Annotated in this window: 27 protein-coding genes; 25 read left to right on the top strand and 2 right to left on the bottom strand. The window is 33.2% G+C overall.

The genetic code is table 11. The features are described from left to right. Positions 1–3 precede the first annotated feature (3 nt). From B7R65_RS03660 to map, 20 genes are all read left to right on the top strand, one after another. The gene (locus B7R65_RS03660) at positions 4–567 is read left to right on the top strand and encodes a chromate transporter (RefSeq protein WP_088041397.1); all 564 of its coding nucleotides are present in this window, start codon (positions 4–6) and stop codon (positions 565–567) included. Beyond that, positions 564–1,094 carry a chromate transporter gene (locus B7R65_RS03655; RefSeq protein WP_088041396.1) on the top strand — a complete coding sequence of 177 codons (531 nt, stop codon included), beginning with the start codon at positions 564–566 and terminating at the stop codon, positions 1,092–1,094. The genes B7R65_RS03660 and B7R65_RS03655 overlap by 4 nt, the downstream gene beginning before the upstream one ends. Positions 1,095–1,422: 328 nt before the next feature. Continuing rightward, positions 1,423–2,817 (top strand): cytochrome ubiquinol oxidase subunit I, encoded by a 1,395-nt coding sequence (locus tag B7R65_RS03650; protein ID WP_088041395.1) that lies wholly within the window; start codon positions 1,423–1,425, stop codon positions 2,815–2,817. Then, positions 2,814–3,827: a cytochrome d ubiquinol oxidase subunit II gene (gene cydB, locus B7R65_RS03645; protein WP_088041394.1), complete on the top strand. Its 1,014-nt coding sequence runs from the start codon at positions 2,814–2,816 to the stop codon at positions 3,825–3,827. The genes B7R65_RS03650 and cydB overlap by 4 nt, the downstream gene beginning before the upstream one ends. Then, on the top strand, positions 3,827–5,530 hold the full coding sequence (gene cydD, locus B7R65_RS03640; RefSeq protein ID WP_088041393.1) for a thiol reductant ABC exporter subunit CydD: 1,704 nt from the start codon (positions 3,827–3,829) through the stop codon (positions 5,528–5,530). Before cydB ends, cydD begins: the two co-directional genes overlap by 1 nt. 12 nt (positions 5,531–5,542) lie before the next feature. Then, positions 5,543–7,288 (top strand): thiol reductant ABC exporter subunit CydC, encoded by a 1,746-nt coding sequence (gene cydC / locus B7R65_RS03635; RefSeq protein WP_088041392.1) that lies wholly within the window; start codon positions 5,543–5,545, stop codon positions 7,286–7,288. Positions 7,289–7,611: 323 nt separating this feature from the next. After that, on the top strand, positions 7,612–8,589 hold the full coding sequence (locus tag B7R65_RS03630; RefSeq protein WP_088041391.1) for a ring-cleaving dioxygenase: 978 nt from the start codon (positions 7,612–7,614) through the stop codon (positions 8,587–8,589). A 172-nt stretch (positions 8,590–8,761) separates the two neighbouring features. Further along, on the top strand, positions 8,762–9,172 hold the full coding sequence (locus tag B7R65_RS03625) for a hypothetical protein (RefSeq protein ID WP_142288194.1): 411 nt from the start codon (positions 8,762–8,764) through the stop codon (positions 9,170–9,172). A gap of 245 nt (positions 9,173–9,417) precedes the next feature. Then, positions 9,418–10,896 carry a flavin monoamine oxidase family protein gene (locus tag B7R65_RS03620; RefSeq protein ID WP_088041389.1) on the top strand — a complete coding sequence of 493 codons (1,479 nt, stop codon included), beginning with the start codon at positions 9,418–9,420 and terminating at the stop codon, positions 10,894–10,896. Positions 10,897–10,982: 86 nt separating this feature from the next. Continuing rightward, positions 10,983–11,222 (top strand): spore coat associated protein CotJA, encoded by a 240-nt coding sequence (locus tag B7R65_RS03615; RefSeq protein ID WP_088041388.1) that lies wholly within the window; start codon positions 10,983–10,985, stop codon positions 11,220–11,222. 5 nt (positions 11,223–11,227) lie between these two features. Beyond that, complete coding sequence (locus B7R65_RS03610; protein ID WP_088041387.1) at positions 11,228–11,491, top strand: spore coat protein CotJB; 264 nt, start codon at positions 11,228–11,230, stop codon at positions 11,489–11,491. 16 nt (positions 11,492–11,507) lie between these two features. Next, positions 11,508–12,077 (top strand): manganese catalase family protein, encoded by a 570-nt coding sequence (locus B7R65_RS03605; protein WP_088041386.1) that lies wholly within the window; start codon positions 11,508–11,510, stop codon positions 12,075–12,077. Positions 12,078–12,299: 222 nt separating this feature from the next. Continuing rightward, complete coding sequence (locus B7R65_RS03600) at positions 12,300–12,626, top strand: hypothetical protein (RefSeq protein ID WP_088041385.1); 327 nt, start codon at positions 12,300–12,302, stop codon at positions 12,624–12,626. Positions 12,627–12,698: 72 nt separating this feature from the next. Beyond that, positions 12,699–13,109, top strand: a complete 411-nt coding sequence (locus B7R65_RS03595) for an NUDIX hydrolase (RefSeq protein WP_088041384.1) — start codon at positions 12,699–12,701, stop codon at positions 13,107–13,109. A 206-nt stretch (positions 13,110–13,315) separates the two neighbouring features. Next, a complete protein-coding gene (locus B7R65_RS03590) occupies positions 13,316–14,251 on the top strand; it encodes an ABC transporter substrate-binding protein (RefSeq protein ID WP_088041383.1) in 936 nt (311 codons plus the stop codon). 20 nt (positions 14,252–14,271) lie between these two features. Beyond that, the gene (locus B7R65_RS03585) at positions 14,272–15,261 is read left to right on the top strand and encodes a FecCD family ABC transporter permease (RefSeq protein WP_256941148.1); all 990 of its coding nucleotides are present in this window, start codon (positions 14,272–14,274) and stop codon (positions 15,259–15,261) included. Continuing rightward, complete coding sequence (locus tag B7R65_RS03580) at positions 15,251–16,234, top strand: FecCD family ABC transporter permease (RefSeq protein WP_088041382.1); 984 nt, start codon at positions 15,251–15,253, stop codon at positions 16,232–16,234. Before B7R65_RS03585 ends, B7R65_RS03580 begins: the two co-directional genes overlap by 11 nt. A gap of 18 nt (positions 16,235–16,252) precedes the next feature. Next, a complete protein-coding gene (locus B7R65_RS03575) occupies positions 16,253–16,672 on the top strand; it encodes an ankyrin repeat domain-containing protein (RefSeq protein ID WP_179194756.1) in 420 nt (139 codons plus the stop codon). Between the two features lie 10 nt (positions 16,673–16,682). Beyond that, entirely contained in the window at positions 16,683–17,972 is a 1,290-nt protein-coding gene (locus tag B7R65_RS03570; protein WP_088041380.1) for an Ig-like domain-containing protein, read from the top strand. 151 nt (positions 17,973–18,123) lie between these two features. Next, positions 18,124–18,870 (top strand): type I methionyl aminopeptidase, encoded by a 747-nt coding sequence (gene map / locus B7R65_RS03565; protein ID WP_088041379.1) that lies wholly within the window; start codon positions 18,124–18,126, stop codon positions 18,868–18,870. Between the two features lie 50 nt (positions 18,871–18,920). Here map and B7R65_RS03560 read toward each other — a convergent pair whose 3' ends face one another. Then, the gene (locus B7R65_RS03560; RefSeq protein WP_088041378.1) at positions 18,921–19,313 is read right to left on the bottom strand and encodes a VOC family protein; all 393 of its coding nucleotides are present in this window, start codon (positions 19,311–19,313) and stop codon (positions 18,921–18,923) included. A 178-nt stretch (positions 19,314–19,491) separates the two neighbouring features. On the opposite strand from B7R65_RS03560, the gene B7R65_RS21880 reads away from it, so the two are divergent. From B7R65_RS21880 to B7R65_RS03540, 5 genes are all read left to right on the top strand, one after another. Next, the gene (locus B7R65_RS21880; protein WP_306298434.1) at positions 19,492–19,656 is read left to right on the top strand and encodes an RAxF-45 family protein; all 165 of its coding nucleotides are present in this window, start codon (positions 19,492–19,494) and stop codon (positions 19,654–19,656) included. Positions 19,657–19,769: 113 nt separating this feature from the next. Then, entirely contained in the window at positions 19,770–21,647 is a 1,878-nt protein-coding gene (gene abc-f, locus B7R65_RS03555) for a ribosomal protection-like ABC-F family protein (RefSeq protein ID WP_088041377.1), read from the top strand. 153 nt (positions 21,648–21,800) lie between these two features. Then, on the top strand, positions 21,801–22,166 hold the full coding sequence (locus B7R65_RS21205; protein WP_088041376.1) for a hypothetical protein: 366 nt from the start codon (positions 21,801–21,803) through the stop codon (positions 22,164–22,166). Between the two features lie 108 nt (positions 22,167–22,274). Further along, complete coding sequence (locus tag B7R65_RS03545; RefSeq protein ID WP_088041375.1) at positions 22,275–22,643, top strand: VOC family protein; 369 nt, start codon at positions 22,275–22,277, stop codon at positions 22,641–22,643. Between the two features lie 486 nt (positions 22,644–23,129). Beyond that, positions 23,130–24,173, top strand: a complete 1,044-nt coding sequence (locus tag B7R65_RS03540; RefSeq protein ID WP_088041374.1) for a tetratricopeptide repeat protein — start codon at positions 23,130–23,132, stop codon at positions 24,171–24,173. 50 nt (positions 24,174–24,223) lie between these two features. On the opposite strand, the gene B7R65_RS21200 is transcribed toward B7R65_RS03540, so the two are convergent. Then, complete coding sequence (locus B7R65_RS21200; protein WP_179194755.1) at positions 24,224–24,391, bottom strand: hypothetical protein; 168 nt, start codon at positions 24,389–24,391, stop codon at positions 24,224–24,226. Positions 24,392–24,591 lie beyond the last annotated feature (200 nt).

Here is a 24,591-nt window from a genome sequence, read left to right as displayed (position 1 = left end):
ATCATGAAACAATGGAGACTTTTTATAGCTTTTTTTAGAGTGGGAATGTTAGGGTACGGAGGAGGTCCTTCGTCCATACCACTAATCCATAAAGAGGTCGTTGACAAGTACAAATGGCTTAACAAAGATGATTTTTCAGATGTACTCGCAATTGGAAATGCTCTCCCTGGACCGATAGCAACTAAGCTTGCTGGATATGTAGGCTGGAGGATCGGTGGCTTACTTGGTATGCTGAATGCCATTATTGCAACAACACTACCGACGGTAATATTATTACTTCTACTATTATCTACTTTGAATCATTTTAAAAACATTGCTTGGGTGCAGGGAATGTCAAATGCGGTTGTTCCAGTAGTAGGTGTTATGCTTGCGACATTAACATGGGAATTTATTAAAAAATCGAAAGAATCTCTTGGTCTAAAAACTACGGGCCTGATCTTGGTCGCTAGTTTCATACTTTTATATAGTGTAAACGTTCATCCTGCAATATTGATAGGTTGCTTAATCGGGTTTGCTTTCTTCTCAAGAAGTGAAAAAGAGCAAAAAAAGAAGGTGAAAGCATCATGATTTATTGGCACATTTTCTTAGCTTTTTTTATACCTGGAATTCTTGGGTATGGAGGTGGACCTGCTTCAATTCCACTGATAGAGAATGAAGTTGTTGATAAGTATGGTTGGTTAAGTTCGATTGATTTCAGTAATGTGCTTGCACTTGGCAATGCTCTTCCCGGGCCAATTGCAACAAAAATGGCAGGGTATATTGGGTATGCAGAGGGTGGAGTGTTTGGTGCATTTGTTGGTCTTTTTGCAACGATTGCTCCATCCTTAATCCTCATGATTGCCTTACTAAGTATACTAATGAAATACAAAAATTCGCCAAAAGTGAAGAAAATGACAATCATTGTCAGGCCTGTCATTGCCGTTTTATTAGGAATTATGGCTTTTGATTTTTTTAGTGACTCATATAATGGAGTTGGAATTACACAAACAGTGATTATTTGTACACTTGCTTTGTTATTTTTGGAACGTTGGAAAATTCATCCTGCATATGTAATAGGAGGAGCACTTGTATACGGTGCAGTTTTTTTAGCATAAGCAAACAGGTTACATATTCTATTTAGTTAAGAGTATCGAAAGCATCTGATTAATCAGATGCTTTTTTTTTGTATCAAAAATTTGATTCAAAATGAATATTGTGAAAAAAGTCACAAAATAGACAACTAAACGACACTAATTTGACAAATATGGTTAAGGCAAAATGTCTTTAGGAAAGTAAACTAAAAGTAGAACAAGATTCCATTAAATGGTTTTTTGAAATTTTCTTAAATGTATATTTGTGAAATAATGTTCAAAGTTTTTATTAGAATACAACAAACATTTTGGATTTTATTTAAGGTTATTTTTAATTAAAGGGGGATGTAATGTGAGTGTGTTAGAGCTTGCAAGATTACAATTTGGTTCAACAACAATCTTTCATTTTTTATTTGTACCACTCTCAATTGGTCTAGTATTTATGGTCGCTATAATGGAAACAATGTATGTTTTCCGTAACAATGAAAAATATAAGAAATTAACAAAGTTCTTTGGGCATTTATTTTTAATTAATTTTGCGGTTGGTGTAGTTACAGGAATTTTACAAGAGTTTCAGTTTGGTATGAACTGGTCTGAGTATTCACGCTTTGTAGGTGATGTATTTGGTGCTCCACTTGCAATAGAGGCATTACTTGCATTTTTCATGGAATCTACATTTCTTGGTATTTGGATTTTCGGTTGGGATCGACTGCCTAAAAAAGTCCATTTAATGAGTATTTGGTTAGTATTTATTGGAACGTTAATGTCAGCGTTTTGGATTTTAGCTGCGAATTCTTTCATGCAAGAGCCAGTCGGTTTTACAATTAGAAATGGACGTGCAGAGATGAATGATTTTTTTGCAATCGTGAAAAATCCTCAGCTTTTAGTTGAGTTTCCACATACAATTGCTGGAGCTCTAGCGACAGGTGCATTATTTGTCGCTGGTGTCAGTGCGTATAAAATCTTAAAAAAGCAAGAAATAGAATTATTTAAAAAATCATTTAATCTCGCGATGGTCGCGGCTTTAATTTCTGGTATTGGTATAGCTTTCAGTGGTCATGCCCAGGCGAAGCACTTAATGGAGTCTCAACCGATGAAAATGGCAGCGAGCGAAGGGATATGGGAAGATAGTGGTGATCCAGCAAGCTGGATGCTTTTTGGACTTATTGATACAAAAAACAAGGAAAATAAATATGAGATTGAAATACCTTACTTATTAAGCTATCTTGCATATGAGAAATTCGAAGGAAAAGTACCAGGGATGAATTCATTACAGGAAAAATATGAGAAATTATATGGACCCGGTAATTATATTCCCCCAGTAAAAACAACATTCTGGAGTTTTAGAATAATGGCTGGATCAGGTATGGTAATGATTATGATGTCATTACTAGGACTTTATTACAGTTATCGAAAAAAATTAGATTCAAAAAAACTATTCTTAAAAGCTTCAATCTTATTGATTTCATTACCTTTTATTGCAAATACAGCGGGGTGGATTATGACAGAAATTGGCCGTCAGCCTTGGACTGTTTTTGGTTTAATGACAACTGCAGCATCTGTTTCTCCAAATGTTTCAAAAGGATCGCTTATCTTTTCTTTAACAACATTTACGGCAATGTATGCAATATTAGCAGCTGTTTTAGTCTATCTATTTGTTAAAGAAATTAAGAAAGGGACTAATCATGTAGTAGCCGAAAAAGCTTCTACGGTCGATCCATTTGAAAGGGAGGCGTCTATACTATGATTGAATTAAATGAATTATGGTTTTTACTTGTAGCAATATTATTTATAGGCTTCTTCTTCTTAGAAGGATTTGATTTTGGTGTAGGTATATCTACAAAGCTGCTAGCTAAGAATGATACAGAAAGAAGAATACTAATAAACACCATTGGACCATTTTGGGATGCAAATGAGGTATGGTTATTAACTGCGGGAGGAGCAATATTTGCTGCTTTTCCACATTGGTACGCAACGATGTTTAGTGGCTACTATATTCCATTTGTTTTCGTATTAATGGCTTTAATAGGTCGTGGAGTTGCATTTGAATTTAGAGGGAAAGTTGAAAACTCTAAATGGGCAAAAACTTGGGATTGGGTAATCTTTTTAGGAAGTTTATTACCACCATTTTTATTTGGAGTCCTGTTCTCTAGTATCCTTAGAGGAATGCCAATCGATAAAAATATGAATATATCTGCCGGCTTTAGCGACTATGTTAATATCTATTCTATAGTCGGTGGGGTAACGATTACGCTACTTTGCTTATTACATGGTTTATCATTCTTAACATTGAAAACAGTAGGAGACTTAAGAGATCGGGCGCGATTATTTGCAAAAAGATTAATTGTACCAGTCCTTGTTTCTTTAGTAGCCTTTACTATTTTATCATTTGTAGAGACTGATATGTTTAATGTTAGAGGACAAATAACAGTTCCACTAATTATATTAATTGTAGTGTCCTATGTTTTTGCTGCAATCTTTAACTCCAAGAGAAGAGATGGTTGGTCATTTGTAATGACAGGTCTTGGTATTGTACTAACAATTGGAACACTTTTTATTGCACTATTTCCTAGAGTGATGATTAGTTCAATAAAGAATGCTTATGATTTAACCGTTTATAATGCATCTTCTGGAAACTATTCTTTAAAGGTGATGACAATTGTTGCTTGTACGTTATTACCATTTGTACTTGGTTATCAAATATGGAGCTACTATGTGTTCAGAAAACGCGTAGATGAGAAGGATTTGACATATTGATGGGAAAAGATTTGCTGAAATTTAACGGAATTACTAAATTGCTAAGTGTCTTATGTACTTTGACAATGCTACAAGGAACGGCAATTATTATTCAGGCATATATGCTTTCTCAAGCAGTTGTAGGTCTATTTAATGGGGAAAGTAGTAGCGATATTATTCACGCTACTATTTTCTTCACTATCTCGTTTATTTGTCGACATACAATCACGACGATTAAACAGAAGTATTCAGAGCGTTTTGCTGACAATGCCTCGAATGAGATAAAAATGAGAGTACTTGAAAAGTTATTTAGGCTCGGACCAAGATTTGTCCGAAAAAACGGAACAGGTAATATTGTTACATTAGTGATGGAGGGAGCTTCTCACTTAAGACAGTATCTTGAAATCGTTCCGTTTAAAATGATTAATCTTGCAATTATAACCCCAATAGTTGTCATATATATCTTTGTAATTGATAAGGTTTCTGCAATTATATTAATCGTTACATTTCCAATTATCATTATTTTTATGATCTTACTTGGATTGGCTGCTAAAAAGAAAGCAAATAAGCAGTGGAAGGTTTATCGAATACTATCTAACCATTTTACTGATTCTTTAAGAGGACTTGAAACTTTAAAATTTCTAGGTTTAAGTAGAAGGCACAGTAAAAAAATTAGAAGCGTGAGTGAGAGCTATAGAGAAGCAACAATGGGGACATTGAAAATTGCCTTTTTATCTTCTTTTGCTCTTGATTTATTTACAATGTTATCTATTGCTACAGTTGCTGTTTTTTTAGGACTACGACTTATTGGAGGAGAAATATTACTTGGTCCGGCATTAACAATTTTGATATTGGCTCCAGAATATTTCCTACCTGTTCGTGAAGTTGGTGCAGATTATCATGCAACACTTAACGGTCAAGAAGCAGGAAAAGCTATGCAGGCAATTTTAGACGAACAAGAGTTTAAAGAACAAGATGATAAAGGGGTTGCAATTTGGAATCAAGATAGTTTACTGAAATTGAATGATGTTACAGTTAAACCTGAAGAAGATAGTCCAACGTCTTTAAATAAAGTGAATGTAGGCTTTAAAGGATTTCAAAAAATAGGAATAGTTGGTGAAAGTGGTTCAGGGAAATCGACACTTATTGACGTGATCGGTGGGTTTTTAGAACCGAATACTGGGAGTATTAATGTGTCAGAAACAAAAGTATCACACCTTCAATTAAGTTCTTGGCAAAAACAACTTCTTTATATACCACAAAATCCATATATCTTTTCGAAAACAGTGGCTGAAAATATACGTTTTTACCAACCAGATGCTACTGACGAAGAGGTAGAGAAAGCTGCAAACAATGCTGGTTTAAATACATTACTTAACGAGTTGCCAAGAGGTTTAGATGAAAAAATTGGTGAAGGTGGTAGGGATTTAAGTGGAGGGCAAAGTCAACGCGTAGCAATTGCCAGAGCATTTCTAGAAAATCGTCCAATTCTTCTTTTAGATGAGCCTACAAGTCATCTTGATATTGAAACAGAGTATGAATTAAAACAAACTATGCTTAAGTTATTTTCAAATAAATTAGTATTTATCGCTACACATAGGCTGCATTGGATGAAGGAAATGGATCAAATCATTGTGATGAACAAAGGTAAAATAGTTGAAATTGGCAATCATGAAGAACTAGTAGAGAAAAAAGGTTATTATTTTCAATTAATTTCAAGTTAGAAGGGAAATCGCATGTTTAATAAAAATGGATGGATTTTACCATATATAATAGAAAATCGCCGATTATTAATAGTGGTTATCTTTTTAAGTACCCTTACTGTTTTTGCTGCGGCTTCCCTAATGTACACTTCAGGATTTTTAATTTCGAAAGCAGCAACAAGACCAGAAAACATTCTAATGATTTATGTTCCTATCGTTGCAGTTCGTACGTTTGGGATCCTAAGATCAGTTTCGAAATATATCGAACGATTAGTTGGGCATCATACAATCTTAAAAATATTATCTCGTATGAGAACAAGATTATTTCGAACACTTGAACCGTCAGCATTAAATTTGAGCTCGAAGTTTAAAACTGGTGACATTTTAGGGTTATTAGCGAATGATATCGAGCATTTACAAGATATATACTTAAAGACCATTTTTCCAGGACTTGCAGCATTGTTCATTTATGCAATATCAATAGTTGCGCTTGGATTCTTTTCAATTCCATTCGCGCTTTTAATGGCGTTTATATCGTTAGTTTTAATCTGTATTTTGCCATTTATATCATTATTAGTAGAAAAGGCAAGAACTCAGCGGATAAAGAATGTAAAAGGCAATTTATATGAAAACCTAACAGATGCAGTGATGGGAATTAGCGATTGGTTGTTTAGTGGGCGACAATCACATTTTATAAAAAGGTTTGGTGAGATTGAAGGGTCATTAAGAGTACTTCAAAATAATGAAAAGCGATTTAGAAGATGGCGTGATTTAGTTGCACAATGTATTGTGGGAATTCTCGTTTTATTAATGTTATTTTGGGCAGGAAATGAAAGTATAACAGGTGAAATTCCAAAGACCCTTATTGCCGCATTTGTATTAATTCTATTTCCGTTAACAGAGGCGTTTATACCATTGTCAAACTCGTTAGGAAGTGTTCCATTATACAATGATTCCATTAGTCGTTTAGAAGGTATTGAAGAAGAAAATCCAAGTAAAACAACTACAACTATACACTCGCATGTTGAGGGGATGACTAATTGCACAAAAATAGAGTTTGAAAATGTAACATTTCAATATAAATACGGAGAAAACATTTTAAATAATGTATCATTTATTCTAGAGTCTTCGAAAATAACGGCTTTATTAGGACCAAGTGGATCTGGAAAATCTACAATTCTTAAATTAATTGAAGGTGTAGAATCTCCTAGTGAAGGAAGCGTCAAACTAAATGATATTGAAAGTGTGGCGTTCGGAGAGAAAATCTCAAAAGTTGTCTCAGTTCTTAATCAAAATCCTTATTTGTTTGATACCTCTGTTTTGAATAACATTCGATTAGGTAGACCTGAAGCAAGTGATGAAGAAGTAATAATGGTTACTAAAATGGTTGAATTGCACGATTATATAGAATCTCTTCCTCAAGGGTACAATACGCAAATGCAGGAGACAGGAATGAGATTTTCAGGTGGTGAACGCCAAAGAATTGCATTAGCAAGGGTTCTACTACAAAATACTTCGATCGTTATTTTAGATGAACCAACTGTAGGTTTAGATTCAATAACAGAACGCAAACTACTCAAAACTATATTTAATGTCTTGGATGAAAAGACAGTTTTATGGATTACTCATCATTTAATAGGTGCTGAGATGGCAGATAAAATCCTTTTCTTAGATCAAGGAAATATATTAATGAATGGTTCACATAAAGAACTTTATGAAAATGAAAATAGATATCGTAAGTTGTTTGAACTTGATCGACCATTTGATTTTAAGTGTTGAAAAATGGTGCGCTAACTTTTCTGTACTAAGAGGCTTTGACAGTGTCACACTGATCAGAGTCTTTTTTTATACAAAATTCTGATCTGAATTAGTGATGTTTTTTAAGGTAATCTGAATTGTACGGTAAGGATGTAAAATTACTATTTGACTGAAAAAGTTATACATGATATATTTATCTCGAATTCGAGATATATTGAATTCAAAATAAATTTAAGTAGTATATGTAAGTGGAATTATATAAATGATTAGTATTCATCAAGCATAAATTAGCAAAATAAAAATGGACCATCTATTTCAACATAAATTCAGTAGGAGGAATTAAAATGAACGGATTAAAAGGAATTCATCATGTAACAGCAATTACAAGCAGTGCGGAGAAGAACTATGAATTTTTCACAAATATTTTAGGAATGCGTTTAGTAAAAAAAACTGTAAATCAAGATGATATACAAACGTACCACTTATTCTTTGCAGATGACAAAGGTAGTGCTGGTACCGATATGACATTCTTTGATTTTCCAGGTATTCAAAAAGGAGTTCATGGAACAAACGAAATATCAAAAACTTCTTTCCGAGTACCGAGTGATAAAGCTATAGAGTATTGGGTTAACCGTTTTGACCGATTGGAAGTAAAGCATACTGGTATAAAAACACAATTTGGTAAAAAGACTCTATCTTTTGTTGATTTTGATGACCAACAATACCAATTAATTTCTGATGAAGGTAATAAAGGAGTCGAATCAGGTACACCATGGCAAAAGGGTCCAGTTCCATTAGAATATTCGATTACTGGTCTAGGACCAATCTTTGTACGTGTTGCTAATTTTGACTTCTTTAAAGAAGTGATTGAAAAAGTTCTACTATTTAAAGAAATTGATAAAGAAGGTTCATTCCATCTGTTTGAAGTAGGAGAAGGTGGGAATGGGGCGCAAATAATCGCAGAATACAATGCAATGTTGCCGCAAGCAAGACAAGGTTTTGGTACAGTTCACCATGCGGCATTCCGTGTAGAAGATACCTCGGTTCTAAAAGAATGGATCAAACGATTAGACTCATTCCAATTACCGAATTCTGGATACGTAGATCGACACTTTTTTGAATCATTGTATGCAAGAGTTGCACCACAAATTTTATTTGAATTTGCCACAGACGGTCCAGGATTCATGGGTGATGAACCGTATGAAACTTTAGGAGAGAAATTATCATTACCTCCATTTTTAGAACCAAAACGTGTTGAAATCGAAAAACTTGTTCGTCCAATTGATACTGTTAGAAGTACAAAAGAATTTGTAAAAGAATAATCTAAGTAAAAAGCACTCACATTTAAGTGAGTGTTTTTTGATTTTATTTAACCTCCTAAAAGTGATAGAGATATTTCTACAGTAATGTTAGTTGCCCTATGTTCAAAGATGAATTAAAGGTACTTTCTTACATTAAAGAGAAGTATTAATAGAGTAATGGAGGGATTAGATGATGGCCAATAAACTATTGAAGTACATCTCTTTCGCTATTTTATTATTTGGAATTTATTTGTGTAGCTTTTATGTGAATTTTAAAAGCCTTACAGCGGGAGCAAATCAATATGATTTTTCACGATATATTTGGATAGCATCGTTAATCTATATACCTATAGGATTATGTCTAGGAGTTCCAAGACTAATGGGAGAGAAGAAAAAATCGGGTTCTTGGAAATTAAATACATTCAAATTAATCTTTATAGGAATCCCAGCGTTATATTTTTCATCTTACTTATTAATTTATGCTCATTTACCATCATTACAAATCGAGGGCGTACTCGGTAATGCATTATTTCAAGGAAAAGCTACATCAATTGCAAGTGTTATTTTGGGATATACAATTATCACTAGTTTTTATAAAGAATGAACATAAAATTGATAAAGGTGATACCGACATGGTATTGCCTTTTATTAATTAATGTCTAACGTGTTTACGAAAACGGCCTATCTTTTTATGACGAATTGACAAAAGATATGTAATTTCAATAATTAACCTGAATTTTGTTATATAATTGAAAGATTTTTAATGAATAAGTTGAAAAAACCTTCTATTGAAATATTTTAGTGAATAAAAATCTTATGAACTAAAATAAATCTTTTAGGAGCGAAAAGATGAATAGCACATCACGAGCTGGATTAAAAAAGAATGAAATGCTTTCAGTCATTCAAAATGGTTTACCAAAAACGCATCGACCCAAAAAAATTATTATTGTAGGAGCTGGAATATCTGGTTTGGTAGCTGCTTCACTATTAAAAGAAGCAGGGCATGAAGTAACAATTTTGGAAGCTAATGGTCGAGCTGGTGGGCGAATTTATACAAGAAGAGCACCATTTATAAATGATCAATATTTAGAACTTGGTGCGATGCGTATTCCTTCAACTCATTCTCTCGTGTTGGAATATATTAAGAAGCATAATTTACAGGTAAACGAATTTATCAATGGCAATACAGATGATGTAATTTTTGCGAATGGAATAAAAATGACACAGAGTACGTATGAAGAAAATCCAGATATGCTTAGATATCAGGTTAATGAAAACGAAAAAGGATTGAGTGTAGACAAGTTAATAGAAAAATCGATTAAGCCTGTAATTGACTTTATTAATAAAAATCCCGAAATGAATTGGGAATATATCATTCAAGAATTAGATCGTCACTCGATGGATTCATTTTTAAGGTACAATCCAATGGGGCAATCGTTGTCACCGGGAGCCGTTGAAAAAGTAAAAGTTTTAGTTGGAATGGAAGGATTTCCTGAACTTGCATTTACAGCAATTTTAAGAGAGTTCATTGTGTTACTTTCGAAAGGCTTAAAATTTTATGAGATAAAGGGTGGGTTTGATAAATTACCTAGATCATTTTTACGAGAATTAAATGAGAATATATTTTTTGGACAAAAAATGAATAAAATTGTGCAAGGAGATCATCAAGTTACGATACATTCTGATCATTATACGAGTCATATACCTTTTCAGACCACAGGTGATTATGCCATTATTACGATTCCATTTTCACTATTGAATTTTATTGAGATTATTCCACGAGCATCATTTTCTTATCATAAATGGAAAGCAATAAGAGAATTACACTACGTGCCATCGACAAAAATAGGACTTCAATTTAAAAGCAGATTTTGGGAAAAAGAAGGGATTTTAGGTGGGAAATTGATTACTGATTTACCAATCCGATTTGCTTATTATCCTAGTAATCATGAAGGTGTAAATGGTTCAGGGATCATATTGGCTAGCTATACTTGGGAGGATGATGCTTTAATATGGGATAGCATGTCAGAGAATGATCGTATTCTCAATGCATTAAAAGATTTAGCGACAATACATGGCGAGCAAGTATATACCGAATATATTACCGGCTTCTCGCATAGTTGGGCACTATATCCGTATTCAGGTGGAGCATTTTCAATGTTTAAACCAGAACAAAATAAAGAGTTATCAGCGCATATAGGTACGCCTGAAGGAAGAGTTCATTTTGCTGGTGAACATACCTCGTCAGCTCCAGCATGGATAGAGGGTGCGATAGAATCTGGTATTCGTTCCGCGTTTGAGGTAAATGAAAGGTCAATGAATGAATGACTAAATAAATTTATCTACATTTTTCAAATTCCGATTGAATATAGTGGGAATAATGGTAGCTTTTCACATCAAAGGAGTGATTTACTTTGAATGAAAATAATCAAGATCTTCAATTTACCCCTGTTAAAACTTACAGTGTCTATCATGGCCCAAATGATCCGTGCCCCCCAATTGGAACAAAATATTTTTCAACACCTCCACATCTTTACTTAGGATTTCAACCACCTAATTTGGAACAGTTTCCATATAGAGAGGCATTGATGAAAGGAACTCTTTGGAAAGTATTTTATGATTATTACGAAAATCCGTATAAAGCAGGGAGGTAAATGAAATGAATCAGCAATTACCGCCAGAATATTATCAGGAGTTAGAAGAAATTCAAGCCGTTGATTTTGTCATTTTAGAACTTACTTTATATTTAGATACTCATCCAGATGATGCGAATGCAATTAATCAGTTTAATCAATATGTTCAATATAAGAAGCAAATTGAATCGACGTTTGAATCCAAGTATGGTCCATTATTTCAGTATGGAAATAGCTATTCTGATGCTAACTGGAGCTGGGGTAAAGCTCCATGGCCATGGCAAATTTAGGAGGAGGAGTATCGTTATGTGGATCTACGAGAAGAAACTACAATATCCAGTAAAAGTTAGTACGTGTAATCCAACTTTAGCGAAGTTCTTAGTAGAACAATATGGCGGAGCAGATGGTGAATTAGCAGCGGCATTAAGATATTTAAATCAACGATATACTATTCCTGATAAGGTTATTGGATTATTAACCGATATTGGAACAGAAGAATTCGCTCATTTAGAAATGATTGCTACAATGATTTATAAATTAACAAAAGATGCTACACCTGAACAAATGAAAGCGGCAGGATTAGATACGCATTATGCATCGCATGATAGTGCATTATTTTATCATAATGCAGATGGTGTACCTTTTACTGCTGCATATATTCAAGCAAAAGGAGATCCGATTGCAGATTTATATGAAGATATCGCGGCCGAGGAAAAGGCACGTGCAACATATCAATGGATAATTGATATGTCAGATGATACTGATTTGAATGATAGCTTGAGATTCTTAAGAGAGCGGGAAATAGTCCATTCACAAAGATTCAGAGAAGCAGTTGAAATTTTAAAGGAAGACCGTCAACAGAAAAAGTTATTTTAATTGATGACAAGTTTTTATGTAAAAAAAAAACGTAGCTAATATTAGCTATGTTTTTTGTTGTCTAAAGGGCTAACTAAAAAATGATTGCTTAATTACATGAATTTTAATAAAATCAAAAAAAAGTAAATAGATGGTAAGGTCAGCGAAAATGGAGCAGATTGAACAAATTGTAACAACCCAGTTTAAACTTTTAATAAGTAGTATCAAAGGAGAGACGATCTGTTGTCCAAACAAGTTTATTGTGACAAATGTAAAAGGGAAATTAGAGTTAGAGACGATTTAGTCACTTCGACTATTTTTTTTGAAGTAATTCCGTACCATGAAGAGTGTTTCGCGAAAGACTTAAAAAGTATTAAAACATTATTCTTAGATAACCACCCAATTAATGGTTTCGTAGGTAATATGGCTGCAATTTTAGCATGTGTATTGATTCCGATGTGTTTTTTTATAGAGGATGTAAAACTAAAAGTAATAGCTGTATTTTTAATGATTGGATTAATTTATCGATTATACTCTTACTATGTTTTTGAGAGACATTTAGAGAAATAGTGTAAAGAATGAAGGATTCAATGCCAAATGAAATGGGGAATAATTCAATGCCAAATGAAATGGGGAATAAAAATGGAGAGAGTAAATGTAGTCTATTCTCTTATTTATAATGAAGAAGATAGAACTGTTTTAATGGTACAAAATGAAAATTTTAGTTGGACATTACCTGGTGGTGCTGTGGAGGAAAATGAAACCTTAATAGAAGCAGCTATAAGAGAAGCCTATGAAGAAACTGGCTTAGAAGTTGAAGTAGGGAATATTTTAGCTTTAAATGAAGCATTTTTTCCAGAAAGGGGAAATCATGCTTTAATGATAACATTTGCTGCAAAGATTATTGGTGGTGAAATTTTCATACATAACAAGGAAGAAATTTTACAAATAAAATGGGTTGATCTCGAAACAGCGAATCAACTAATGCCATTTCATAAATCTGGCATACTAAAATTACTAGAATCGTCAGTTCCATATACTTTTCAAGGTTAAGGAATCGCTAGGGGAGTCTCAATTTATTGAGACTCTTTTTTTTTTATAGTCAGTAATTATTACAAAAAATTAAATAATGTGACAAAAATAAAAAAAATATTAGATTTATTTCAAATAATTTACAGAATTTTGTTGACTGATTAAATATTCGAGAATTATAATGAGAATGGTTATCGTTATCAAAGGGAAAAGGTGGAAGAAAATTTATGTTTAATAATAAAAATAAATCATTACTTACAATATTACTGGCAGTTATTTTAGTAGTTACTACAGTATTTAATGGAAATACAGCGGATGCTGCAGCTAAAACCCGTAAATTTAAAACTGAGCTAGGTACAATTACTTTAAAAGGTATACCTAAAAAAATAGTTACATTGAGTATGGCAGGAACAGATGCAGTTTTAACTTTAGGAGTTAAACCAGTTGGTTATACAATTTCAAATTCAAATTCGACACCAGTTTATTTGAAAAATAAATTAAAAGGCGTTCAATCAGTAGGAACTTTAAGTGCTCCAAGCTTAGAAAGAATTACAGCTTTAAAACCAGATTTAATCATTATTGATCAAGATTATGAATTCCATAAAGCAATTCTTTCAAAACTTAAGAAAATATCACCTGTCGTAGGATTCAGAGCAAATAGCTATACCGAATCTATGAAACAATTAGAAGTACTTGGTGATATTATGGGTAAAAAAGCGCAAGCGAAATCGTTTGTAAACTCATTTAACAGTGAATTAAGCAAGTCTAAAGCAAAATTAAAAGATAAAAACATCGATGTTTTAGGTTTCTTTGTAAATAAGAGTGGAATTAATGTTTGGCAAGATAATTCATTTTCAGGAACAATCTTTACAGCGCTAAAAGCTAATTACGCTTATAAAGAACGTGGTGGAGAGTATTCAGATTTCCAAACAGTTAACTTAGAAAAAGTACTTTCGATTAATCCGGATTTAATTGTAGCTTATGTAGATCCAGGTAAAAGTGATTTAAAAACCGTTTCAAAAAATCCAATTTGGCCTAAATTACAGGCAGTAAAAAATAAACATGTTGTACAAGTAAATCGTGATCTTTGGTCTCGTAGCCGTGGTCCATTAGCGGCTAAATTAATCGTTAAGGAAGCGACTAGTATCCTTTCACGCTACTAATTTCGAAAGGAAGCAACTCAGTGCAAAAAAAAATAATCTTTTTCTTAATCTTACTATCCATTAGTATCTCATTATTAGTTATTTCTCTAATGTTTGGAACAGTCAATGTCCCATTTAATAGAATAGTCGATGTATTGTTAACAAATGATGGGTCAGATGCAAGGACAATTATATGGGATCTACGTTTACCAAGAGCCATTATGGCTTTTCTTATCGGTGCAAATCTTGCCGTTAGTGGGGCAATTATGCAAAGTATGACAAAGAATCCTTTAGCGGATCCAAAATTATTAGGAATTTCTGCTGGTGCAGCTACTATGGTTGTAGTCATTGAGTTTTTCTTTGCAAGTCTACCATATGCTTGGTTCTCACCACTTGTATTTGTTGGTGCAGCAATTGGGGCTGCTGTAGTTTTAAGTTTATCCATAAAAGGAAACGTCTCTCCAGTTAGATTAACACTAGCTGGAGTTGCTGTTAGCGCATTTTTACATGCATTCACAGTGGGAATATTAATATTACTTGGACAGGATGCAGCTTCTGTTTACACTTGGTTAGTCGGTGGTTTAAATGGACTTACTTGGTCACATTTAATTTTAATTGCTCCTTGGTCATTAATTGGGCTAGTAGTAGCTTTAGCAATTTCTACAAAAATGAACTTACTAGAACTTGGTGACGATATGGCAAAGGGACTAGGAGTAAAAGTTGGACTATTAAAAATATTGATGTCAATTTTAGTGATAGTTCTTGCTGGTAGCTCAGTTTCTGTTGCAGGTAGCATAGGATTTATTGGATTAATTGTGCCACATTTAGTGAGAAGAGTATTAGGTCCAGACCACAAAAATTTAATCCCTTTTAGTGCACTAACTGGTGGATGTATTTTAGTAGCGGGAGACTTTTTAGCTCGAGTGATTGTTCAGCCAATTGAATTACCAGTTGGTATATTCACTGCTGCTATTGGATGTCCATACTTTTTATATTTAGTTCGAAAGCAGGGCAATAACAATGGGAAATAAAAAACCTGCTATTCTATTAATCTTCTTTTTAATAATTACTGTTTTACTTATTCCGTTAAGTATAGAGTTTGGGGATATAAAAATTCCATTTTTGAAAGCTCTTGATGGTTTAATTCATCCGAATGGATCAGTTGAAAGTGTCATCATTTGGGAATATAGATTACCTCGAACATTGGTTGGTGTCTTTGTAGGCATGAACCTAGCAATAGCTGGGACTCTTTTACAGGCTGTTACACAAAATCCTTTGGCCGCACCAAATATTATTGGAATAACAGCAGGAGCTAGTTTTGTAACTGTATTATCAATGTTTTTCATTCCATTTTTACCAATCTCTTATTTACCAATAGCGGCATTTGCAGGTTCAGCATTAGCTGGGATACTTGTCTATTTCGTTGCATGGAAAAATGGAATTAGTAAAGAAAGGTTTGCATTAGCAGGGATAGCAATTGATGCACTGTTTCAGGCTGCAACAACAGGGATGATTGTGTTTGCTTCAAAAAAAATAGAAGCATCGATTGTTTGGTTGGCAGGAAGTTTTTGGGGCAGAGGATGGGAACATGTATTGATGATTCTCCCGTGGTCTGTAATTGGTATCATTTTAACTTTAATTCTTTCCTCTCGTATTAATGCAATTCAACTTGGCGATGATATCGCAACTAGTTTAGGTGTATCTGTTCAAAGAAGCAGAATATTTTTATTAATTATTACGGTTGTACTTGCTGGAAGTGCAGTAGCAGTTTCAGGACCAATAGGCTTTATCGGATTAGTCATACCTCACCTTAGTAGATTGCTAGTAGGAAATGACCATAAATGGGTTTTACCAATAAGTGCATTATTAGGTGCAATGCTTGCAGTTATAAGTGATTTAATTGGAAGAACATTGTTAGCTCCTATCGAAATTCCAGTTGGCGTCATCACAGCATTATTGGGTGCCCCGTATTTCCTTTATTTACTAAAGAAATCAAGACTTTAATGAGAATGGATGAGGATATTGTTAAAAAGGCAAACATTAATCGGATTATTTTTCGTTTTTATATTAGTGCTAAGTGGATGTTCACAAAATAGACCATCAACATTTAAAAGTCCTATAAATAAGGATCAAGCGGAAGAAGTGAAAACCAAACAGTCTGATTCAGTACAGGCATTAATGGATGCAATTATAAATGGTGAAACTGAAAAAGCAAAAAAACTCCTTTCTAAAGATGCAGATCCAAATAAGAAAGACGATTTAGGAAACACACCACTGATCGTTTCAATTCAGTATGGTGATTTAGAGATAACAAAATTATTGCTTGAAGCCGGAGCGGACCCAACTATTCAAGATGATCTAGGTATTACCCCTCTTGCAATGGCAATTGAAAATGATGATAAAGAAATTGTTAATTTATTAAAAGAGCATGGAGCAAAATAGGAGGATTCAAATGAATAATTGGAAAAAAGTATTAGTAAGTAGTGTTATTGCAACAAGTTTTGTAACTTATACAGTCGGTTATGCACATGCTGAGGAAAGCTTATCATCAAAAAATTTAAATTCAAAACACATTGTGACTAAAAAAACAAAAGTTCCAGCAAGTCCAGTTGTTTATGTAAATAGAACAATCAACAAATTGAATGCAAAGAAAGTAGAGATTAAAGGAAAAGCTGAGCCAAAAACAAAAGTTGTTGGCACATTAAAAAGTAAAGATTCACAAATTACTTTTACAACTAAAGTAGATTCAAAAGGAAACTACAGAGCAACCGTTAATTCACTAAAATTAAAAGATGGTGCTCTAACTTTATCAATTTATACTATTGATGCAAGTGGAAGTAAAGGGAAAGTAAAAAATGTATCAATAAAGAAAGATACAATCTTAGATGAATTAACGATTGAAAATGAAGGATATATTAACTCATTTAATTCTAGTGATTTTCCTGTTTCTGGAACTGGTGAGCCAGGAGCAACAGTTTATATTACTGCACAGAGTGGAAAACAAATCGTAACTAGAAAAACGATTGTAGATGAATTTGGAAATTATTCGTTAAATTCAAACCTGAACAAATTTGCTGAAGGTAAAGTGTCAATTTCAGCGAAGCAAGTAGATAAAGCAGGAAATTCATCTAAGGTGAGTACAAACTTAATTAAAGAAACAAAAGCATCTGTGAGTCCAATTTTATTTCCAGCTGCAAATGTAACTGCTGACACAGATCAAACAACTTATACTATTTCTGGTCTAGGAAAAGCTGGTTCTGAAATTGAAGTTGTTTTAAGTGATGGAAATGTAGAAGTAAGTTCGATTGGAGAAGTGGATTCAAAAGGATATTTTGAAGTTGAACTAGATACATCTGATTTAGAAAGCGGAGAGATTTCAGTTGTTGCTATTCAAACAAGTGCAGCGGGTAATCCAAGCAGAGAAATAACTACAAAGTTTGTAAAAGATATTACAGCTCCAAGTGCTCCTGAAGTGAATGCTTTAGGATCGATTAATCAAGATAATTTAGCTAACTATACGGTTTCAGGAAAAGGTGAAATTGGATCAAATGTGAGTATCTTGTTCACAGACGGTAAATCAACTGCATCTAATTATGTAAAAGTGAATGCAGATGGTACTTATACTACTACATTAGATCTTACTCAATTACAAGCAGGTAGTTTATTTGTTGTAGTAACACAAATTGATAAAGCACACAATGTAAGTGAGCCTATCACGCTAACGATTCAAAAATTGAACTAATTGTAGTAGGACTCAGTTTAATAACTGGGTCTTTTTTTTATTGAGAAGAATATAATTTGTATAATTCCTTAAAAGACTATAACATAGTGATATTATGGCATAATAAAAGTAAGTCAAATTTACAAAAAAGAATCAGGAGTATATAGAAAAAATGATTATCAATAATGAACAAGAATTAGAAGCTTTACGAAAAATAGGACGAATCGTTGCATTGGCTAGAGAGGAAATGAAATCAAAAGCTATTGCTGGAATGACTACGAAAGAATTAGATGAAATTGGAAAAAAAGTCTTAGACGAAAATGGTGCAACATCAGCCCCTCAAAAGGAATATGATTTCCCTGGCACTACATGTATTAGTGTAAATGAGGAAGTTGCTCATGGTATTCCTGGAGACCGTGTTCTTCAAGAAGGAGATTTAGTTAATATTGATGTTTCTGCCGCTTTAGACGGTTATTATGCAGACACTGGAATCTCTTTCGTTATTGGGAAAGGTGACTTATTAAAGGAAAAACTTTGTAAATGCGCAGAGGATGCATTTTGGTCAGCTATGAAAAAGACAAAAGCAGGATCAAAACAAAACCAGATTGGTCGAGCAGTATTTAATGAAGCGAGTAAAAATGGCTTCAATGTAATCGAAAACTTAACCGGTCATGGAATTGGAAAAAGTCTTCACGAAAAACCACAACATATTTTAAATTACTTCGATCCGATGGACGGTGCATTATTAAAAGATGGTTTAGTATTAGCGGTTGAACCATTTATTTCAGCGAAAGCAGATCATATTATTGAATCCGGAGATGGATGGACGTTTATTACACCTGATAAAAGCCTAGTTGCTCAATGTGAGCATACAATTGTAGTAACTAAAGGTGAACCAATTATTTTAACTCAATTATAAAATGCTAAAAGCGAAGAACCGTACGTGTTCTTCGCTTTTATTAATTCTACTTATTTTGAGAAATTTAATTCCCAAGTGAGTCCATTTTTATCTTTTACTACCGCAAATCTAGAGTTCCAGAATGTATCCTGAAGCTCCATTTTTACTTCTCCATCTTTTGAAAGTGTTTCATAGATTGAATTAATCTCGTCTTCAGAGGTCATATCAAGCATAGTCCAAATATTTTCGCCTTTTACTAATGGATTAAAAACGTCTGCAAAAAAGATTACACAGTTTTTATTAATATGTAATTCTGAATGAATATATTTTCCTTCGTGACCTTCAAACATTTCCATTCCATCACCAGTTTGAGTGTTTTTAATTTCCCCACCAAAAACCTTTTGATAATAATCTAATGCTTCCTTACAATTTTCGATATAAATATGCGGTAATAATCTTTTCATCTTTTCGCTCCTTGTCATTTTGTATATCTCTATTTAATTCGGAAAAAAATAGTTATATGATAGTTTAGAGAATCTTTGTCACCAAAATAAGTATAGTCAAATAGATTAGCTATTGAACATTTGATTGAATTATTTTATAATTTAGATAAATTATTGACGAAAAGGAGGTGTAGGAAAGATGTTACGTTTTCAATTAGTTTGCGCGCAAATGGTAGAATTTTTATATTTTTGTCGTGCGAAATTTGCGTTTTTAACTGTTAACGGGATACGTATGTCCATTTTTAACAAATTAACAACTCAAATTATAAAAAACCGTACTCTTTCCTACGACTTCATAAATTAAGAGGTAAATATTTTATTTACACTTCTATTAAATGATTGTTTAAAGCCATGGATGAGTAAAAAGTCTGTGGCTTTTTACTATGGAATTGTACGGTTAATAGAAGGAGCATAATCATGATTGCATGTAGTATAGATAAAATTTCAAAAATGTTTGGTGGGAACTCACTTTTTACAGAATTGTCGTTTCAAATAAATCAAGGTAGTAGGGTTGGGCTAGTTGGAGCGAATGGTAGTGGTAAAACAAGTATATTTAAGCTGCTGACAGGAGTTGAGTCCCCAGATAGCGGATCAATACATTTTAAAAAAGGTTTAAAAATTGGCTATTTAGCTCAAATCCCATTATTTTCTGACGAGATGACTAGTCGAGATGTGTTGTTAACAGTTTTTGAAGAATTAAGAAAAATTGAAAGTGAAATGAAACTATTAGAAATGGATATGATGAGTACGGTAGATGAAGGTACTCTTAACCAAATGCTTTCAAATTATGGAGCACTACAAGAGAAGTTTAGTATAAATGGTGGATATGAAATGGAGGCTTCCCTTTCAAAAATTGCTAACGGATTGGGGATTGTGGATTTACTACCAAAGCAATTCTCATCTCTAAGCGGTGGAGAGAAGACAAAAGTAGGTCTTGGAATCGTACTTTTACAGCAACCAGATCTTTTATTACTTGATGAGCCGACGAATCATCTGGATTTGTCTGCGATTGAGTGGTTGGGGACCTACTTAAAAGAATATGAAGGAACAATAATTGTCATATCTCACGATCGTTATTTCTTGGATGATGTGGTTAATCAAATATTGGAATTAGAAGATGGAGAAATAACTGTCTATCACACAAATTATTCTCAATTTGTGATCCAAAAGGAAGAAAGATTATTAAAAGAATTTCAAGCATATGAAGAGCAGCAAAAGAAAATACAAAAAATGAAAGAAACAATCAAACGTTTAAGAGAATGGGCAAATCAAGCAAATCCACCGAATGCTGGTTTGCATAGACGTGCAAGAAGTATGGAAAAAGCATTAGAACGAATTGAAAGACTTAAACGTCCAGTACTTCAAAAAAAGAAAATGGCATTCCAACTTGAAGGATCAGGACGAAGCGGAAAAGATGTCATCATTGCGGAAAATCTATCAAAAAGTTTTGATGACAAAACTTTATTTCAGCAGATTAACTTCTCTCTTTATTATGGAGATAGGGCAGTAATTATTGGAAATAATGGGACTGGGAAATCCACTCTATTAAAGATGATCTTAGGGAAAACTTCGATTGATGAAGGAAAGTTAAAATTGGGTAGTAATATTAAAGTGGGCTACCTATCTCAACACTATGAGGCAATTCAGCAAGAAAATACTGTAATAGAGGAATTCAGGGAAGAAGTTCATGTACCAGAGGGAGAAGCACGAAATATATTAGCAGGATTTTTATTTTATGGATACATGGTGTATCGTAAAGTTAGCCAACTAAGCGGTGGAGAGCGGATGAGATTAAGATTAGCACAGCTTATGTATCAAGATATTAACTTATTAATTGTAGATGAGCCTACAAATCACTTGGACATAGAATCTAGAGAAGTTTTAGAAGATGCACTAGAAAAATTCAAAGGAACAATATTATCGGTATCACATGATCGCTATTTTATTAATAAGCTCTTTTCAAAAATCTATTGGTTAGAAGATGGAGCAATTCATGAATTCATCGAGGATTATCAACTGGCAAAAGAAAAAATGAGTCTTCGTAGAATGAAACCTGAAAAACAACCTAAAATAATACGAAATGAAAAACAAATAAAAACAGCTAGAGAGCAAGTTAGAAATATAGAAGACATAGAGAGTGAAATCAATGCATTAGAGCAAAAGATTAGTGAATTAAATAAGTTGATGATGGATGAGACAGATATAGATGTTTTGCAAAGTTTACACGATGAAAAGGTAAATATAGAAGTTAAATGTCAGGAATTATATGTTCAATATGATGAGTATATAAGCTAAATGCTTAGTAAGATTATTGTAGAAACTTTCGATTAGGAAAGGTGCATATTTCTAACTAAAAAATCTTTTAAAAGCACTTCCAATCGTACTTGCTCATCAACCTAATAGAACTCATAACATAAAGAGTACAAAATACTATTGGGTGGTGAAAGTATGAGTTACGGAAATTTTTATGATCGATATCCAGGTCCAGGCCAAGGTCAAGTATACGGTCCTGGTCAAGGTCAAGGAATGGGACACGGACCGGGTCAAGGAATGGGTCACGGCCAAGGTCAAGGAATGGGACATGGACCGGGTCAAGGAATGGGACATGGACCGGGTCAAGGAATGGGACATGGGCATGGTCAAGGAATGGGACATGGGCATGGTCAAGGAATGGGCCACGGGCATGGGCATGGAATGGGCCACGGACATGGGCATGGATGGCCAGGACCTGGTGGTTATTGGTCTGGAGGATATTATATTCTTAATGGTAGAAGATGGCATTATATTCCCGGTTTAGGTTGGTTCGTAATTTAAGAAAACAATAAAGCTGGTTGAACTATTATTAATTTTTGATAATAGTTGAAACAGCTTTTACATAAGTAACGAAATTAAAATTGATAAAACAAAAAAGGAGCTAGTAAAATGGGAAAAATTTTACGATTTGAATTACAAGTGCCCAATATTGAACAAGCTATTGATTTCTATACAAATAGTTTTGGCTGGAAATTTGAAAAGATGCCAGGACAACAGGAATATTACTTTATCATCACTGGTGACTCAAATAAAAAAGGAATTGACGGTGGCTTAATGGCCTCGCCTGATGGACAAACTCGAACAACTAATTCAATTGAAGTTGAATCAATTGATGAATCAATTGAAAACGTTATTCAACATGGCGGGAAAATAGTAGTCCCTAAAACAGCAATACCAAGTATGGGTTACTTTGCATACTTCATTGACAATCAAGGGTTGCTATTTGGATTATCACAAGAAGATTTTAATGCTAAATAAATAATCTATAGGAGTTATAAGTATGAGGATTCTTAAAAACATACTTATAGCTCTTATTTTTTTACGACAATTATTAAATATAAAAGCTAAAAATTCTAAGGTTTTTTTCTAAAAGATAGTTGTTTTTAGAATGGCTTTGATAAAGCAAACTTCTCTTATGAAAGATGATTGGAGCGGAAGGTGCGAGACTCCTGTGGGAGTAGCGGGAGGGCGAGACCCCACAGACGCGAATGAGTCGAGGAGGCTCACCGCCCGCCCCACGGAAAGCGAGCGTCCTGGAGTGGAAATCTATAAATCTGCATATTTTAATTGAAAGTTGTATAAGGAAATTGTGAAAATGAAAAGAAACAAATAAACCATTTGGACTACAAAATGATCATAATTTTACTAAATAGATATGATAAACTGAAAGAGTAATATTTTAGAAAAGTTTATTTCTTCAAACTGTTAACAATTACCCGAAGAAATAGACAATGAGGTGGCAGTATGAAAGGGAAAAAGGTTTCTCAACAAGGTGATCCGAATAAAAATTTTCTTGAACAATATAAACAAGTATATGCTTTATACAATCAAGCTACACGATTAATTAAAGAAGATAATTTAGATAGCGCAGAGCTCATTTTACAAGAAATTTTTAATGGAAATAAGACCTTGCAAATTCCAATAGAGATTTATAAAACATATATTTTATTATTGCTAACAAATGAAAAACAAAAACAAGCGCAGCAATTCCTAGCAAGTGCACCAGATGAAATTAAATATGCAGGTGAAATTTTACAAATACAAAAGAAGTATAATTTAACCTTGATCGAAAAATCTGCTAAAGAAAACAAGTTTTTTTCGAGAAAAGTCGTTTTTAGCTTAATCGGACTAGCTGCTATATCATTCATTTCATATGGCATCATTCAAGCTGATTTATTCAAACAATCGACTAAAGAAAATGAAAATACTGACAAAGTAAGTATGTTACAAAACCAAATTAAAGATCTAAGAAATAAAAACAAGACGATGGAAATGAAAGTAAATGAGGCACAAAGGAAACTTACAGAAGTGAAACCAGTTGTCTCCAATAAAGTAGAGCAAGAATCTCAACAATATGATGTGAATAGTAAACTTTATTCCTTAAAGCCAGAAACTGTTGTGAAGCAATCAGTTAATGCATATGAAAAAGGTTTTAAATACTTTCAAAATAAAAAATATAAACAAGCAGTCGAACTATTTAAAACAAGCTATACATTGGATTCAACCAATTACAGCAGTGATGATACACTTTATTATTTAATTTTAGCTGAACAAAAAATGAATAATAAGGCAAACGTGAACCCTTATCTAACAGAATTTTTAAATCAAACAAATAGTTTTTTCAAATCCTCACCATATTATGATGATGTTTTATTAATGCATGCAGAATCGTTGATCAGGGAGCATAAAAAAGAAGATGCGGAGAAAATATTGATCGGAATAGTGGATAAATATAGAAAAGAATGGACAGCTAACAAGGCAGAAAGATTACTAAAAGCACTGAAATAATCACTTTGCTATAGTACGAACAGCCGGAAATAAAAAGAGATTTTTACATGTTAACGTAAAAATCCCCATAAAAGTATCGGAGTTATAAATACTGTGTAAAGCACGAATTGAAGGATGATAATCGGTGCAATTTCTTTAAAATCCTCTGCCCAAAACTTGGCGATAGTTGCTGTTATCAATAATTCAATTAACGGACTAAAAACGATTAACCATTTCATTTTTTCTATACTCCTGTTCATTTGTTCTAAGATGTCATCGATTTATTTAGATGAAATATTTATTAGTAGAATCTCTATATAAATCGTGAAAGAAAATTTTCAACTTTTGTTATTTTAACATAATTTTTAGATTAATTGAAATTTAAATTAAAAACCAGTCATTCATTTGAGAGAATAGTTCACCCCTCATTTGCTTGACT

The organism is Bacillus sp. EAC, assembly GCF_002156875.1.
Classification (GTDB): domain Bacteria; phylum Bacillota; class Bacilli; order Bacillales; family Bacillaceae_G; genus Gottfriedia.
This window is presented reverse-complemented; position numbering and strand designations above follow the sequence as displayed.